The 15,227-nt window shown below is 37.0% G+C and carries 13 protein-coding genes and 2 pseudogenes; 8 read left to right on the plus strand and 7 right to left on the minus strand.

All coding sequences use genetic code 11. The features are described 5' to 3' along the window. Nucleotides 1-2: 2 nt before the first annotated feature. From AYS37_RS07375 to AYS37_RS07400, 6 genes are read right to left on the minus strand one after another with little or no spacing between them, the layout of a single operon-like run. Nucleotides 3-2,426, minus strand: coding sequence for a VirB4 family type IV secretion/conjugal transfer ATPase (locus tag AYS37_RS07375; protein WP_000890327.1), 2,424 nt, complete (start codon nucleotides 2,424-2,426; stop codon nucleotides 3-5). After that, a complete protein-coding gene (locus AYS37_RS07380) occupies nucleotides 2,419-2,685 on the minus strand; it encodes a hypothetical protein (protein WP_001173705.1) in 267 nt (88 codons plus the stop codon). The genes AYS37_RS07375 and AYS37_RS07380 overlap by 8 nt, the downstream gene beginning before the upstream one ends. Then, on the minus strand, nucleotides 2,686-2,988 hold the full coding sequence (locus AYS37_RS07385; protein WP_025445986.1) for a hypothetical protein: 303 nt from the start codon (nucleotides 2,986-2,988) through the stop codon (nucleotides 2,686-2,688). Beyond that, complete coding sequence (locus AYS37_RS07390; RefSeq protein WP_000323322.1) at nucleotides 2,985-4,511, minus strand: toprim domain-containing protein; 1,527 nt, start codon at nucleotides 4,509-4,511, stop codon at nucleotides 2,985-2,987. The genes AYS37_RS07385 and AYS37_RS07390 overlap by 4 nt, the downstream gene beginning before the upstream one ends. Before the next feature lie 6 nt (nucleotides 4,512-4,517). Next, a complete protein-coding gene (locus AYS37_RS07395; protein ID WP_001160311.1) occupies nucleotides 4,518-4,808 on the minus strand; it encodes a hypothetical protein in 291 nt (96 codons plus the stop codon). 19 nt (nucleotides 4,809-4,827) lie between these two features. Beyond that, nucleotides 4,828-5,607 carry a hypothetical protein gene (locus tag AYS37_RS07400; protein WP_001158059.1) on the minus strand — a complete coding sequence of 260 codons (780 nt, stop codon included), beginning with the start codon at nucleotides 5,605-5,607 and terminating at the stop codon, nucleotides 4,828-4,830. A 56-nt stretch (nucleotides 5,608-5,663) separates the two neighbouring features. Between AYS37_RS07400 and AYS37_RS09075 the strand changes: the two are divergent. From AYS37_RS09075 to ilvE, 5 genes and pseudogenes are all read left to right on the plus strand, one after another. Then, nucleotides 5,664-5,768 (plus strand): annotated as a pseudogene (locus AYS37_RS09075) (restriction endonuclease); the annotation flags it as partial. Next, the gene (locus tag AYS37_RS07405) at nucleotides 5,765-7,006 is read left to right on the plus strand and encodes a restriction endonuclease subunit S (protein ID WP_000580078.1); all 1,242 of its coding nucleotides are present in this window, start codon (nucleotides 5,765-5,767) and stop codon (nucleotides 7,004-7,006) included. The pseudogene AYS37_RS09075 and the gene AYS37_RS07405, both read left to right, overlap by 4 nt. Nucleotides 7,007-7,072: 66 nt before the next feature. After that, nucleotides 7,073-9,742, plus strand: a complete 2,670-nt coding sequence (gene polA, locus AYS37_RS07410) for a DNA polymerase I (protein WP_000437568.1) — start codon at nucleotides 7,073-7,075, stop codon at nucleotides 9,740-9,742. Between the two features lie 113 nt (nucleotides 9,743-9,855). After that, nucleotides 9,856-10,602 (plus strand): outer membrane protein, encoded by a 747-nt coding sequence (locus AYS37_RS07415; protein ID WP_000919459.1) that lies wholly within the window; start codon nucleotides 9,856-9,858, stop codon nucleotides 10,600-10,602. A gap of 51 nt (nucleotides 10,603-10,653) precedes the next feature. Beyond that, complete coding sequence (ilvE, locus tag AYS37_RS07420; RefSeq protein WP_001284843.1) at nucleotides 10,654-11,676, plus strand: branched-chain-amino-acid transaminase; 1,023 nt, start codon at nucleotides 10,654-10,656, stop codon at nucleotides 11,674-11,676. Nucleotides 11,677-11,680: 4 nt separating this feature from the next. On the opposite strand, the pseudogene AYS37_RS07425 reads toward ilvE, so the two are convergent. Further along, nucleotides 11,681-12,375: pseudogene (locus tag AYS37_RS07425) on the minus strand (outer membrane protein). A gap of 133 nt (nucleotides 12,376-12,508) precedes the next feature. Between AYS37_RS07425 and AYS37_RS07430 the strand changes: the two are divergent. Genes AYS37_RS07430 through AYS37_RS07440 form a run of 3 tightly spaced genes read left to right on the plus strand, consistent with a single transcriptional unit; the run spans nucleotide 12,509 to nucleotide 15,227 of the window. Further along, nucleotides 12,509-13,642, plus strand: coding sequence for an ABC transporter permease (locus AYS37_RS07430; protein ID WP_000845738.1), 1,134 nt, complete (start codon nucleotides 12,509-12,511; stop codon nucleotides 13,640-13,642). Continuing rightward, on the plus strand, nucleotides 13,642-14,427 hold the full coding sequence (locus AYS37_RS07435; RefSeq protein ID WP_000994585.1) for an ABC transporter ATP-binding protein: 786 nt from the start codon (nucleotides 13,642-13,644) through the stop codon (nucleotides 14,425-14,427). Before AYS37_RS07430 ends, AYS37_RS07435 begins: the two co-directional genes overlap by 1 nt. Further along, nucleotides 14,412-15,227 carry an MlaD family protein gene (locus tag AYS37_RS07440; RefSeq protein ID WP_000439509.1) on the plus strand — a complete coding sequence of 272 codons (816 nt, stop codon included), beginning with the start codon at nucleotides 14,412-14,414 and terminating at the stop codon, nucleotides 15,225-15,227. Before AYS37_RS07435 ends, AYS37_RS07440 begins: the two co-directional genes overlap by 16 nt.

The following is a 15,227-nucleotide window of genomic DNA, read 5'->3' on the forward strand; positions in this document are numbered from 1 at the left end:
TCCTACTCCTTTGTCAAGTAAATTTCTTTATAATCCTTTGGATTATCCTTTTTAAGCGTTTCCAGTTCAAAAACGCTAGACGCGCTAGAGTTATACGCTCTTAAAAATTTTTTACTGGTGCTGTTTAGCTTTTCTAAATTGATTTCTAAAAATACGCTAGATTGAGTGAGAAGGTTTTTCACTAATACTTGCCTAGCGTTTAACGGCGTTTTGTTTAAAAAGGATTTTTCAATAGGACTTAATAAAATGCCATAGCTCTCTAATTTCTCAAAATTGTTTGTAGGATAGAGTATGACTTGAGCGGCGTTTTCTATAATGGACTTTGCTCCCTCTACGCCATCAAGTTGGTTAATGTCTTGAAAGGCTAAAGTTAAAACCCCATTGAGTTTTCTAGCTTGAGCGAGTGTGTCTTTGATTTTAGCTAACATGATGGGATTTTCAATAACAGATTTTGCTTCATCAATGAAGATATAAAAAGGCTTGTTTTCTAATTTAGCTCTATTCATGACTTTGTAGAATAGGTATAGTACTGCCAAGTTGAAATCTTTTTTACTACTAGAAAGAGCATCCATATCAATAACAGAAAGCTTTTTAGCAAAGTCTAAACAATCAGTGGAATGCTTGTATAAGTCTTTTGAGCTCTCTTTTTCTAAAATGTCTTTGCTATCTAAATAGTCTCTTTCTAGCGTGTCTTTAAAATCTCTTAACTTGAAAATAGCACCCCCTTGTTTTGTGATATTGTTATAGCAAACTCTGATTGTTTTGGATAAAGCACTTAAAGTCTTTTTTTCTTTTTCATCTTTAGTATCTTCATCAATATTGAGCATGAATGCCAACCAACTCACTAAAAAGGTGCAGTTAGCGCTTGTATCTTTTAAAGAAAACGGATTAATGTAAAAATCATTGCTATCGTTGTATTGACCATCTAAAAACTCAGTCATCACACGCATGCCATTATTTCTGTCTAAAGCCAAAATACTTAAATCTTCATACTTAAAACAATTGGTGATTAAAAATTCAATTAAAGTGGTTTTACCAGCCCCTGTGCCACCAAAGATGATGGTATGCCCTGATACCATATCATTTTTTCTTTTTGCCTCATAGGCATGGAAATTGAATAAATAAGGCGATTTGTCTTGGTTTCTAAAAATAGTTAAATGGCGATTACCCCATGAATTTCTAGAAAAACCACAATTTTGTTTTTCCAATATGATTAAAGAAGCAATATTTTGACTAGACAACAAACGCTTTCTAAAATTCAAGCGATTACGATTGGGGAAGAAGCTAAAAAACATAGGCAACATGCCAATACTCTCTTGTGTGCTTACAATGCCTTTTTGTTTAAGCAAGTTGGTAATTTCTATACAAGCACTATCTAAATCGGTTTTAGTTTTGGCATGAACTAAAATGTTTAAAGAAATCTCTTGCATCAAAACTCTGTCTGTTTTAATAAGGTCATTCAATTCATCAATTTCAACTCTAATGCTCTTATTCGCTCTTTTTCTTTTAGTTTCAATCCTTTTTTCAGCCTTTGCTTTAGGAATATTGTCAATGTTTAAAATCACATCAAATTCTAAAGATAAATGCAACACTGAAGAAAGAGCAGTGCTGACAATTTTGTCTATATCATAAGTCTTAATGCTGATGAAACGCTTGAAAATCTCTTTACTATTATGAATGTGAGTGAAAAAATCTTTTTTAAAATGCACATCAGAATTGATCATGCCATCATGCAAACGACCTCTAGCGAAAGTGTATTCACTAGGAACACCATTGATATATTCCGCATAAAAATTAAGCAAACTATTGGCATCTATTTTTTCTACAAATAAGCCAGAAAGCATGTTTTTAACATTATTGATAATGCTGTCTAATATTTTAGATTTATCTAATAGATTAAAATTATCAAAGCCTATGAAATAGTTTTCTTGATATTTAACTTCATCTTGTTTATTATTTTCTTGAATATTTTCTAATTCATTGGTAGTGATTTTTTTCTTAAATCGTTCCAAATAACCTTTAATGCTATCATTCTTAGTTTCAAAAATTAAGTAATAGAAATTTTGATAAACATCCTCAACCCCCTGCTCCCATAAATTGATAACCTCTAATGCAAAAGGATTGCTTATCTCCTCTTGAGTATATTCATGGTGCATGAAAATCTTACGCCTTCTAGCTACGATTTTAAAATGCACTCCATCTACAATCTCATTAAGAGCTAAAATGCGTTCATTGAATTTTTGCGCTATTTCTTTGTCATCTAAAGACAAATAAGAAATTCCCTCTAATTTAAGAGCGCCTACAAGGTTTGATTTTTCACTTAAAAGATAATGCTCATTGTAAATGTCAACAATGTTAGTTTCTTCTTTCATGCTATAACGCTTAGGAACTAGCGAGCATAAAGAAGTGAAAATTTTCTCAAGCATAATAATTTCTAGCTCCTGTTCTTAATGTGAAAAGTGCATGCAAAATGGCTGTTATATCTTCATCAAAAAATTCTAAAATGTAAAATACAAACACACAACTAGCCATTAAACCCATAGCATAAAGTGGTTGGAATGAAAGTAACCATGCCGACATTAAGAAACTAACAATCCAACTATCCAAGTTTAATCCCAAAAAAGTTTCTCTTTTGCTGATTTCTCTAATGTTGATACTTTCAACACAAACAATATGCAATGCCATCTAAAATAACCATTGACTTAAAGTTTTAGCATTAGAAATAGCAGCGGTTATGATGATAATCCCAACGCATTTCCAACCAATTTCTCCAAGCCTATCCCAATTTTTGTAAGCATAAATGCAAGTCCCAACAATGATTAGGCCGCCAATAGCTTTGATAAAGTCATTGCTTATGAAATCCAATATTTGAGTGAATTTTTGTTTGTAATCTGGCACCGCCAATAAAAAACTGGGCATTAACATTGCCAAACTCATCATTTTGCAAACTTTCTTAAACATTCTTATTCCTTTATGTTTTATTTTCATCTTTCATGTCCTTTGTTTTGAGATTGATTGTTGGTGTAATAGACAGAATTAGCTACATATTTAGATCCAAAGCCATGATCTTGTTGGTAACCATTAAACACTCCTTGTGGTAGTTTAGGTTTTGGCATTAGATCTTGTAGTTTTTGTAATTGGTTAGCCAAGATGCTTTTTTGTGGTGGTGTGGTAGTAGGGTTTTGCATTTTTTTTCTAGCATCAATCAAAAAATCTTGTAACATCCTATTGCTAATTTGCTTCAATCCTAATACTTTAGCGATTTTCAAATCATCGTTCGCATCTTTACTGATAGGCGTATAGATGCTTGGAATTTCTTTAGTGTGAGCGTAAAAAATTTTTTCCAAAATAGCGTTGAATTTTCGCCCCTGTTCATCATTATCCATTGCTAAAATAACATTAAGACTTAAATTAGGAATTTTTGGTTCTTTTAGGCGTAAGGCTAGAGTATTGGGTTTAAAAATGGGATTAGGGATAAGATTATTTTTATCTCTTATGGGCGAGAAAATGGAATTATTAGGGACTTTTTTAGGGTCATTATCGTGTTTAGCTAACTCTTTAGCACGCCATTTTTCATATCTTTTTTGAAAATTTATGTAATTTTCATAGTCCTCTAATTGCTTGTTGTAGCGATCAATTTCTTTGTGGTATTCATTGTATTCCTTACACTTATAAGTGTTGATGGTATTAAGAAATTTATCTACAAATTTTTGCATTCTTTCTTCTGTGAAATTACCAATAGTAGAAATAATAGCTGTTTGATTGGGATCAAACCTTTGCATTTCTAACACGCTTAAACCATCAAAAACGCTTTCAGCTACAATGATATTTTGAATATTTTTAGTATTTTGTGGGAATAAAACTTCAAAACCCTTGATAGAACCTGCTTGCATTAAGTGTTTAGTGGGATTAGTAGCGCCTTGCATAGTGAAAGGTTTGGACAATCGCTTGTTATACCCACCCTGTATTAAGTTTCCATTATCATTGATCAAATAGCAAGGCACGCATAAATTTGCATGTTCATCTTCTTTAAGTAAATGATTGTAAGATTTTAATAAAGATTTATCTAAAGAGCGGCTATCCAATAAAGTGTGAAACAAATCTGAGCTTTCTATATCGTAGGTAGGGAGTTTTTCAAATTGTTTCACCACTTTTTGACGCTCTGCTTCTTGTTCTTTGGTAATGATTGTATAAGGCTTGGAATTGTTATATTTGTGGTTTGGCTTATCGCTAATTTCTAAATCATCTCTGTTTTTGATCAAATCATTAAAATCTAGCCCACGATTTTTACAGAAGGCGATAATCGTGCCTTTATCTTCATCGTTATGAGCGTTAAAATAATGATAACTCCCATCAGGTTTTCTTGAAACAATAAGTGTGCCTTTAATGGTATCGTTCTCATTGTAAAGAGCCGGGTTATTTTTGCTTGATTTCTCTACTTTGTGTTTATAGCCATTAGAGAGTAAAATCTCATCTAATGGTAAGAATTGTAAATTAGCGATATAAGCCATAATCTTTCACCCAAATCTACTTTTAATCTCTTTGGCTAATCTCATTTCATAATGTCTGGCTCTTGCATCATACAAAACACGATCCATTGCTTGAGTGAGAAATTTCATGACTTCAATCGCAGTCTCTACTTCGTTGATTTCAAATAACAATCCCATAGCGATTTCAATTTCCCTATGCACTAATTTAGGTAGATCTTTCACCAAAAGATTTTTGTATTCTTTGTTTGTAGGATCAAACCCTTTAGGGATCACATATTTTTGTGAAATTTTTAAATCTTTTTTGAGTGGGAATTGCATTTTTTGTCCTTTGTTTTCTTTATGATGCTAAAATTTCCTTATCTATAGATAGTTCTTCTAATGCTCTATAGATATTCTTTTTTACAATTGCTTGTTGGTAAGAGCACTTGATATTTGGAATTTTTTTGCCAACAAGTTGATCATAAGTCAATCTATAAGAAAGACAAGGATTATTAACAGACACAAACTCCAAAAAAATATTGTTAAAGTTTTGCATTTGAAAATGCTTAGGGATATTCAAAAAGAATACACCGTGCTTGTTTGTGAGCTTGAATGCTCTATTTTTTAATTTCTTGAAGATTTTTTTCAAATACCCACAAATTCCTAAAAAGAAGTTATTAGGTAAATTGCTCTCCCCATTCAAACCCGAATGTTCGTAGCTTTCTATTTTAGTGAAATCATGCATAGACAAAAAAATATAACCTTTTTTGTTCTTAAAAGCAGTTAGAAATCCTATTTTCTCTAAAATTTGGAGATTATGTCTTAAGGTTCTATCGCACCATTGCAAGCGAGTTAAGGCATAATGGCGGTTTAACGCGATTTTAGAACTTCTAGAATCTATAACGATTTCACTTAAAAGTTCCATGAGTTTCTTACAGCCTGTGCCACCAAAGAAAGTTGTATTGCTAGGAAAGTTTAATATCTTTTTAAAGAGTTTACATTCAACATAACCAAATTTGTCAAATCTGAAAGGAATAAACCTATCTTTTGAATGCTTGGAATAACAGACATTGTTCACATGCATTTCTTTTAAGATATTCGCATCTAAAACTTTTCTTTTAAAAACTCTTTCTTGCATGGTCCTAATTCCTAGATATTGATTTCTTATAAATTAGAAAATAATTACATTCCCTAAAGAATGAGACTAAACCCGAATTAGAGGATTTTAAAAGAACGATAGCCGATTACCTTTCTTATGAAGTGGGCTTGATTTTAAAAAACCAAACGCCCCCAAAGTGATAGGCCCCCTTAGTAGCCAACTCAACGCTATTAAGTGGGGCGAGTTCAAATTAGGGGATTTGTTTGAAGCGAGTAACGGCGATTTTGACATTCAAAAACGCCACATCAATCATAAGGGCGAATTTGTCATCACCGCAGGGCTTAGCAATAATGGCGTTTTAGGGCAAAGCGATATAAAAGCAAAAGTTTTTGAAAGCCATACCATTACTATTGACATGTTTGGTTGCGCGTTTTATCGCAGTTTTGCTTATAAAATGGTAACACATGCTAGGGTATTTTCTCTCAAACCTAAATTTGAAATCAACCATAAAATCGGCTTGTTTTTATCCACGCTATTTTTTGGTTACCCTAAAAAATTCGGCTATGAAAACATGTGTTCATGGGCAAAAATTAAAAACGATAAAGTCATTCTACCCCTAAAACCCACCGCTAACGCTCAAACCCTTGAGGATATTGATTTTCATTTCATGGAAAAATTCATAGCCGAACTTGAGCAGTGTCGGCTCGCCGAACTTCAGGCTTATTTAAAAGCTACAGGGCTAGAAAACACCACCCTTTCTAACGATGAAGAAAACGCCCTTAATCTTTTCAATGGCAACCATTCTGGGGGGGGTAATACCCCATGCGGCTTGACATGGCAAAGCTTCAAACTAGGGGATTTGTTTGAAAAAATTATTATAAAGCCATTACCTTATCAAACTGCACAATTACCAAAGGAAAAAACTCCAACGCATGAATTACCAGCCCTAACCGCAGGGATTTTAAATCAAGGGTTAAATAATTTTGTGCCAAAAGAAAACGCCACGATTTTAAAAAATGTTATTTCAATTTCTGCTAATGGGGCTAACACCGGGGCTACATTTTACCAACCCCATGAATTTTGCGTATTACAAGACGCTTACGCTATTGAATTTATTGGCGATAAAAAGCTTAACGATAAAGAATATTTATTTTTTGTATGTGCTATCTCAAAAGTTATTTATAATAATAGTAAATACGAGTGGACAAATAAAGCAGGGTGGAATAAAGTTAAAAACGAGTTAATTTCTCTACCCCTAAAACCCACCGCTAACGCTCAAAGCCTTAATGATATTGATTTTCATTTCATGTGCACCCTTATCAATGCCCTAATGAAGCAAACCATTCAGGGCGTGGCTGAATACTGCGACGCTAAAATACAGGCCGCAAAAGAGGTTATCAGCCAAGAAACACCCGTTCAAAAAGACTCGTTATTTTGAAAGAGATGAGGTCCAGCTTGTGTTACAATAAATTTAAAATTTGCTTGATTGAAGAGGGATTGAGTCATGGAGCAGCCAGTCATTAAAGAGGGGACTTTAGCTTTAATTGATACTTTTGCGTATTTGTTTAGAAGCTATTACATGAGCGCTAAAAATAAGCCTTTGACTAACGATAAGGGCTTTCCTACAGGGCTTTTAACGGGGCTTGTGGGCATGGTTAAAAAATTTTATAAAGATAGAAAAAACATGCCTTTTATCGTGTTCGCCCTAGAAAGCCAGACTAAAACTAAAAGAGCTGAAAAATTAGGCGAATACAAACAAAATCGTAAAGACGCCCCTAAAGAGATGCTTTTACAAATCCCTATCGCTTTAGAATGGTTGCAAAAAATGGGTTTTACTTGCGTGGAAGTGAATGGGTTTGAAGCCGATGACGTGATCGCCAGCCTAGCCACGCTAAGCCCTTATAAAACGCGCATTTATTCTAAAGATAAGGATTTTAACCAGCTTTTGAGCGATAAAATCGTGCTTTTTGATGGTAAAACGGAGTTTTTGGCGAAAGATTGCGTGGAAAAATACGGGATTTTGCCGAGTCAATTCACGGATTATCAGGGCATTGTTGGGGATAGCAGCGATAATTACAAGGGGGTTAAAGGCATTGGGAGCAAGAACGCTAAGGAATTGTTACAGCAATTGGGGAGCTTGGAAAAAATCTATGAAAATTTAGACTTGGCGAAAAATTTACTCAGCCCTAAAATGTATCAAGCCCTGATACACGACAAAGGAAGCGCGTTTTTAAGCAAAGAATTAGCCACTTTAGAAAGAGGGTGTATTAAGGAATTTGATTTTTTAAGTTGCGCTTTTCCTAGCGAAAACCCCTTATTGAAAATTAAAGACGAACTGAAAGAATATGGTTTTATTTCCACTTTAAGGGATTTAGAAAATTCGCCTTTAATTGTAGAAAACGCCCCCCTATTAGACAATGCCCCCACATTAGACAACGCCCCTAAAAAATCGCGCTTGATCGTTTTAGAAAGCGCCGCGCCTTTGAGCGCGTTTTTAGAAAAATTAAAAAATCCTAACGCAAGGATTTTTATGCGTTTGGTGCTGGATAAAGAAAAAAAAATTCTAGCCCTAGCGTTTTTATATGAGGATCAAGGCTATTTTTTACCTTTAGAAGAGGCGTTATTTTCGCCCTTTTCTTTGGAGTTTTTGCAAAACGCTTTTTCTCAAATGTTACAGCATGCGTGTATCATTGGGCATGATTTAAAACCCTTGTTGAGCTTTTTAAAAGCCAAATATCAGGTGTCTTTAGAAAACATCCGCATCCAAGACACTCAAATTTTAGCGTTTTTAAAGAATCCGGAAAAAGTGGGGTTTGATGAAGTTTTAAAGGAATATTTAAAAGAAGAATTAATCCCGCATGAAAAAATCAAAGATTTTAAGACAAAAGCGGAGAAATTAGAGCAATTGGATATGGAATTAAACGCTTTAAAGCGTTTGTGCGAGTATTTTGAAAAAGGGGGGCTAGAAGAGAATTTGCTTATTTTGGCTAGAGACATTGAAACGCCGTTCATGAAAGTCTTAATGGGCATGGAATTTCAAGGCTTTAAGATTGATGCGCCTTATTTCAAGCGATTAGAACAGGAGTTTAAAAATGAATTAAACGTTTTAGAGCACCAAATTTTGGATCTAATCGGCGTGGATTTTAACCTCAATTCGCCCAAGCAACTTAGCGAAGTCTTGTATGAAAAATTAGGGCTTCATAAAAATAAAAGCCATTCTACCGATGAAAAAAGCCTGTTAAAAATCCTAGACAAGCACCCAAGCATCGCTTTGATTTTAGAATACAGAGAATTGAATAAGCTTTTTAACACTTACACCACCCCCTTATTGCGCCTAAAAGACAAAGACGATAAAATCCATACCACTTTCATCCAGACCGGCACAGCTACCGGGCGTTTAAGCTCGCATTCGCCTAATTTGCAAAATATCCCGGTGCGATCGCCTAAAGGCTTACTCATTCGTAAGGGCTTTATTGCCAGCTCTAAAGAATATTGTTTGTTAGGGGTGGATTATTCGCAGATTGAATTGCGCTTATTGGCCCATTTCAGCCAGGATAAGGATTTAATGGAAGCGTTTTTAAAGGGGCGAGACATCCATTTAGAAACTTCTAAAGCGTTGTTTGGAGGAGATTTGGCCAAAGAAAAACGATCCATCGCTAAAAGCATTAATTTTGGGCTGGTGTATGGCATGGGGAGTAAGAAATTGAGCGAAACTTTAAACATCTCTTTAAATGAAGCTAAAAGCTACATAGAAGCGTATTTCAAACGATTCCCTAGCATTAAAGATTATTTAAACCGCATGAAAGAAGAGATTTTAAAAACTTCTAAAGCCTTCACTTTGCTTGGGCGTTATCGGGTGTTTGATTTTACCGGCGCAAATGATTACATCAAGGGCAATTACTTGCGAGAGGGCGTGAATGCGATTTTTCAAGGGAGTGCGAGTGATTTATTGAAATTAGGCATGCTCAAAGTGAGCGAGCGTTTCAAAAATAACCCTTCAGTGAGATTGCTTTTACAAGTGCATGACGAATTGATTTTTGAGATTGAAGAAAAGAACGCCCCAGAGTTGCAGCAAGAAATCCAACGCATTCTCAATGATGAAGTTTATCCTTTGAGGGTGCCGTTAGAAACGAGCGCGTTTGTGGCGAATCGTTGGAATGAACTAAAAGGTTAGTTTTTTAATTGAGTTTAAGAAAAATATATTATTATTTCTTTATAAGTAATACTTAGCCATTTTAAGCTAATATAATATAGAGCGATTATCAAAAAATAAAGGGAAGAGACTGAATGTTGAAAAGAATTATATTGTTAGGGGCTTTGGGTGTTTTAGCGAGCGCTGAAGAGAGCACGGCTTTTGTGGGAGTCAATTACCAGGTGAGCATGATACAAAATCAGACTAAAATGGTGAATGACAACGGCTTGCAAAAGCCTTTGATAAAGTTCCCGCCTTACGCAGGAGCGGGTTTTGAAGTGGGCTATAAGCAATTTTTTGGTAAGAAAAAATGGTTTGGCATGCGTTATTATGGGTTTTTTGACTACGCGCACAACCGCTTTGGCGTGATGAAAAAGGGTATTCCTGTGGGTGAGAGCGGGTTTATTTACAATAGTTTTAGTTTTGGAGGGACGACTTTAACCGAAAGGGATTCCTATCAGGGGCAATACTATATCAATTTATTCACTTATGGTGTAGGGTTGGATACGCTGTGGAATTTTGTGAATAAAGAAAACATGGTTTTTGGTTTTGTGGTGGGGATCCAATTGGCTGGGGATAGTTGGGCAACGAGCATCAGTAAAGAGATCGCTCATTATGCAAAGCACCACAGCGATTCCAGTTACAGCCCGGCCAATTTCCAGTTTTTATGGAAGTTTGGGGTCCGCACCCATATCGCTAAACACAATAGCCTGGAATTAGGGATTAAAGTGCCTACGATCACGCACCGGCTTTTCTCCATTACCAACGAAAAGGGATACACCTTGCAGGCTGATGTGCGCAGGGTCTATGCGTTTCAGATCAGTTACTTGAGGGATTTTTAACCCCTTTTTAGATACAATCACGCCTGAAACTATCCATTTAAAGGTGTGAAAATGGCAAATTTAGAAAATTTAGATTGGAAAAATTTAGGCTTTAGCTACATTAAAACGGATTTTCGCTTCATCGCTACTTATAAAAACGGCTCTTGGTCGCAAGGCGAATTGGTTAGCGAAAACGTGTTACAGATCAGCGAAGGCTCGCCGGTCTTGCACTACGGACAGGCTTGTTTTGAAGGCTTGAAGGCTTACCGCTCTCAAAAGGGGAAGGCTTTACTTTTTCGCCCTTTAGAAAACGCCAAACGCTTGCAAACTTCATGCGAAAGACTGCTCATGCCCAAAGTGAGCGAAGAGCTGTTTTTAAGGGCATGCGCTGAAGTGGTGGAAGCGAATCAAAAATGGCTCGCTCCTTATAAAAGCGGGGCGAGTTTGTATTTGCGCCCTTTTGTCATAGGCGTAGGGGATAATTTGGGGGTGAAGCCGGCTAATGAATACCTTTTTATCGTGTTTTGCGCACCGGTGGGGGCGTATTTTAAGGGGGGTATAGAAAAAGGAGGGGCTAGGTTTATCACTACGATTTTTGATAGGGCCGCGCCTAAAGGCACTGGTGGGGTGAAAGTGGGGGGGAATTATGCTGCAAGCCTGTTAGCCCATAAAATGGCTGTAGAGCAAGGCTATGATGATTGCATTTATTTAGATCCTGCCACGCACACTAAAATTGAAGAAGTGGGGGCGGCGAATTTTTTTGGCATCACGCATGACAACGCCTTTATCACCCCGCATTCGCCAAGCATTCTGCCAAGCGTTACTAGAAAAAGCTTGATGGTTTTGGCTAAAGAACACTTGAAATTAAAAGTAGAAGAGAGGGAAATCTTAATGGATGAGTTGGGCGCGTTTAAAGAAGCTGGAGCGTGTGGGACAGCCGCAATCATTACGCCCATTAAAGAAATCACGCATAATAACAAGTCTTATTTTTTTGAAACACCGGGCCATATTACTAAACAACTCTATGACTTGCTTTTATCCATTCAGCAAGGCGAACAAGAAGCCCCTAAAGATTGGATTTTTGAAGTTGGCTAAAAGGTTAAAATTTATAGCTGTATGCCGCATAAAATAGGGGCGAAGTCTCAAAGCGTTTGGAGCTAGAAAGCAATCTGGCGGTGGGTAAGATTTTAAACCCTAATTCAATGCGGTGTCTTAAAAAAAGCGTGAGCATAACCCCCCCATTAATCGCTAAACCCCCTGAAACCACAGAATGTTTAAAAAATTTGAAATTTTGCTTGTCTGTATAAACGACTAAAGCCCCCCTAGCTCCCCCAAACGCCCCCAAATAATGCTTATAACTCCCTAAAGGGAATTCCATAATCACATCCAAACCCACCGCAAGCATGGTAAAAAAAGAGTTTGTAGGATCTTTATGGCTTTGGTAATTCACTTTTCCTGACCCAAGATCCCATGCAAAAACCCCCCTAATCCCGATGTATTTTTTAAAAAAACTTTGCACGCCGGTTTTTAAATCAAGCGTTGCAATCCAATCTTTCATTTCCTTGCCTTGATAGTCCTTAATGGCCTCTACAGCGCCAAACCCTCCTAAAAAATACCACCCGCTTTTTTTGCGCGTGAGCTTTTGGCGGTTAATGATGCTTCTATAGAGCTTTTCATGGGCTTCTTGGTAATTTTTTTTAGGGGTTTTATTATGCAAAATAGGCATGGCTTCAAGGGGCGGAATAACAAATCCCCCCATTAAGAAAACGCCAAAAAAATGATTTTTTTAAACATTTTAAAAATAACTAATCCTTTATTAAACAGAATATTGTTTAACCTTTTGTTTTATCATTGTGTTAAAATAGCCGTTTTAACAAACAAAATTTTGTTAATAGATTTTACCTAATCTGAGAGAGAATATATTTTAATGAAGACAGAGAAACAAAAATTTTTAGAGATGCGTAAAGATGGGGCGGACTCTGTGCTGATTTTAAGAGGGGATTGGGATTTTAAAACGAGCGTGTTTCGTTTAGATGAGTTGAAAAAAAATTTATTAGATCATCAAGGGCCTTTAAAAATGGATTTTTCAGGGTGTCAAAAAGTGGATTTTGTTTTTGGCATGTTTTTATTTGATTTAGTTAAGGAGCGTTCTTTAAACATTGAATTGTGCAACGTGAGCGAGAATAACGCATGCGCTTTGAAAGTGGTTAAAGACTGGCTTGAAAAAGAAGAGGATTTAGAATCTAAAAAAGCGGGCAAAAAATACGAACTCATGATCACTAAATTGGGTAAGAGTCTTGTAGAGACTTATAACACCTTTTTAAACGCGTTCAATTTTTGCGGCATGATTTTATTTTACTTCATTAAAAGCGTTTTCAACCCCAAACGCTTTTGCATCACTCCTTTGCTCTATCATATTAATGAATCCGGGTTTAAGGTTTTGCCGGTGAGTATTTTAACGGTGTTTATCGTGGGGTTTGCCGTTGCTTTGCAAGGGGCTTTACAACTACAAGACTTGGGCGCGCCTTTGATGTCGGTGGAAATGACGGCCAAACTCGCTTTAAGAGAGATCGGCCCTTTCATTTTAACCCTTGTGGTGGCCGGGAGGAGCGCGAGCAGTTTTACCGCCCAAATTGGGGTGATGAAGATCACTGAAGAATTGGATGCGATGAAAACCATGGGCTTTAACCCTTTTGAATTTTTAGTGTTGCCTAGGGTGTTAGCCTTAGTGATTGTTTTGCCTTTATTGGTGTTTATCGCTGATGCGTTCGCCATTCTTGGGGGCATGTTTGCGATTAAATACCAATTGGATCTAGGCTTTCCAAGCTATATAGACAGACTGCATGACACAGTGGGTTGGAATCATTTTTTGGTAGGGATTGTCAAAGCCCCTTTTTGGGGGTTTGCGATTGCGATGGTGGGGTGCATGCGCGGGTTTGAAGTCAAGGGGGATACTGAGAGCATTGGGCGCTTGACCACCATTAGCGTCGTGAACGCTTTGTTTTGGATCATTTTCTTAGACGCTATTTTTTCTATTCTCTTTTCTAAGTTGAACATATAATGAACGCTACTAACAACCAAGTCTTAATTGAAGTGAAGGATCTCCATAGCGCTTTTGGGAGCACCATTATCCATAGGGGCGTGAGTTTTAGCGTGCATAAGGGCGAAGTGATGGCGATTTTAGGAGGGTCAGGGAGCGGTAAAAGCACGCTTTTAAGATGCATGATCTTACTCAATCGCCCCACAAAGGGGGAAGTGTTGCTTTTTGGGGAAGATATATGGAAACTCAAAGAAAGAGAGCAGCAAAAGATTTTTAACCGCTGTGGGATTTGCTTCCAGTTTGGGGCGCTCTATAGCTCTCTAACCGTTTTAGAAAATGTGGGTGTGATGCTAGAGCAATACGGCGCTTATTCTAAAAAAATTGTTGAAGAAATTTCTAAAATGTGGATTGAAAAAGTGGGTTTGCCCCCTAGGGCTTACCACCTTTACCCCTATGAATTGAGTGGGGGGATGAAAAAGCGCGTGGGTATAGCAAGGGCTATGGCGACTAATCCGGAAATCTTATTTTTAGATGAGCCAACAAGCGGTCTGGATCCTTATAGCGCGGGCAAATTTGATGAACTGATCATGACGCTCAAAGAGAGCTTGCAGCTCACGGTGGTGATGATTACGCATGATTTAGACTCCGTGCATGATTGCGTGGATCGATTCATCATGCTCAAAGACGGGCTATTAGAATTTAATGGGGATTTAAAGGATTTTATTAAAAAGGCTCAAACTCAAGGGCTAGATGAAGGCAATTTATTCAATTCAACACGAGGAGAGAAATTTTGGAAAGGCATGTAAATTACACTTTAATCGGCGGGCTCTTCTTTTTATGCTTAGTGTGCATGGTAGGCTTTATTTTATGGCTAGGCCATTTGGGATTAGATGACGGAAAATATTATGAATACGTGGTCTATACGGACAAAGACTTGGGAGGCATTGCGACCAACTCGCCCATTAATTACAAAGGGATTCAAGTGGGTAATGTCATCAAGGTGGGTTTTGCAAAGGATAAAGTGGGGGTGGTCCGTTTGGATTTGATGATTAAATCCAGCGTTAAGATCCGCAAAGACTCCAAAGTGGCGGTTTCTTCTAGAGGGTTTATGGGGTTAAAATTTTTAGCCTTAGAGCAAAGCCACAATGAAGAATTTTATGGTAGTGGCGATAAAGGGGAGCGGATTTTAATCTTTAAAGAAGGGCTTATGGATCGCTTGAGCGGTGATGCTAATCAAGTGGTGCAAGAAGTGATGAAAGCGATCAGGAATGTGAATAGGATTTTAGACGATGAAAACGTGGAAAAATTCAAGCACATTCTCGCTTCAGTAGATGATCTCATCGCTAACTTGGATTCAAGAAAGACTCAATTTGATTCGCTAATCAGCAACGCTAACAACCTTGTTTCTAATGTCAATAACGTGGCTTTAGATGTGGATAAACGCGTCAAACAGGGGCAATACGACTTTAAGGCGATGTTCACTCCCTTAATCATGCAAGCGCAGTTGAGCTTAAGAAACATTGATAATTTTGTGGAAAAAGGCTCTGCTTTGATAGATAAATTTGACGCTAACCCCTATAAAACGATTTTTGGAGAAAGGAAATAA

This window comes from Helicobacter pylori NQ4053 (genome assembly GCF_000274605.1).
Lineage (GTDB): Bacteria > Campylobacterota > Campylobacteria > Campylobacterales > Helicobacteraceae > Helicobacter > Helicobacter pylori_CV.

Coding starts and splice junctions, on each gene's coding strand:
- AYS37_RS07385 (WP_025445986.1), bottom strand. CDS start 2,988: ATGAAAATAAAACATAAAGGAATAAGAATGTTTAAGAAAGTTTGCAAA.
- polA (WP_000437568.1), top strand. CDS start 7,073: ATGGAGCAGCCAGTCATTAAAGAGGGGACTTTAGCTTTAATTGATACT.
- AYS37_RS07395 (WP_001160311.1), bottom strand. CDS start 4,808: ATGCAATTCCCACTCAAAAAAGATTTAAAAATTTCACAAAAATATGTG.
- AYS37_RS07400 (WP_001158059.1), bottom strand. CDS start 5,607: ATGCAAGAAAGAGTTTTTAAAAGAAAAGTTTTAGATGCGAATATCTTA.
- AYS37_RS07415 (WP_000919459.1), top strand. CDS start 9,856: ATGTTGAAAAGAATTATATTGTTAGGGGCTTTGGGTGTTTTAGCGAGC.
- AYS37_RS07390 (WP_000323322.1), bottom strand. CDS start 4,511: ATGGCTTATATCGCTAATTTACAATTCTTACCATTAGATGAGATTTTA.
- AYS37_RS07435 (WP_000994585.1), top strand. CDS start 13,642: ATGAACGCTACTAACAACCAAGTCTTAATTGAAGTGAAGGATCTCCAT.
- AYS37_RS07380 (WP_001173705.1), bottom strand. CDS start 2,685: ATGGCATTGCATATTGTTTGTGTTGAAAGTATCAACATTAGAGAAATC.
- AYS37_RS07375 (WP_000890327.1), bottom strand. CDS start 2,426: ATGCTTGAGAAAATTTTCACTTCTTTATGCTCGCTAGTTCCTAAGCGT.
- AYS37_RS07430 (WP_000845738.1), top strand. CDS start 12,509: ATGAAGACAGAGAAACAAAAATTTTTAGAGATGCGTAAAGATGGGGCG.
- ilvE (WP_001284843.1), top strand. CDS start 10,654: ATGGCAAATTTAGAAAATTTAGATTGGAAAAATTTAGGCTTTAGCTAC.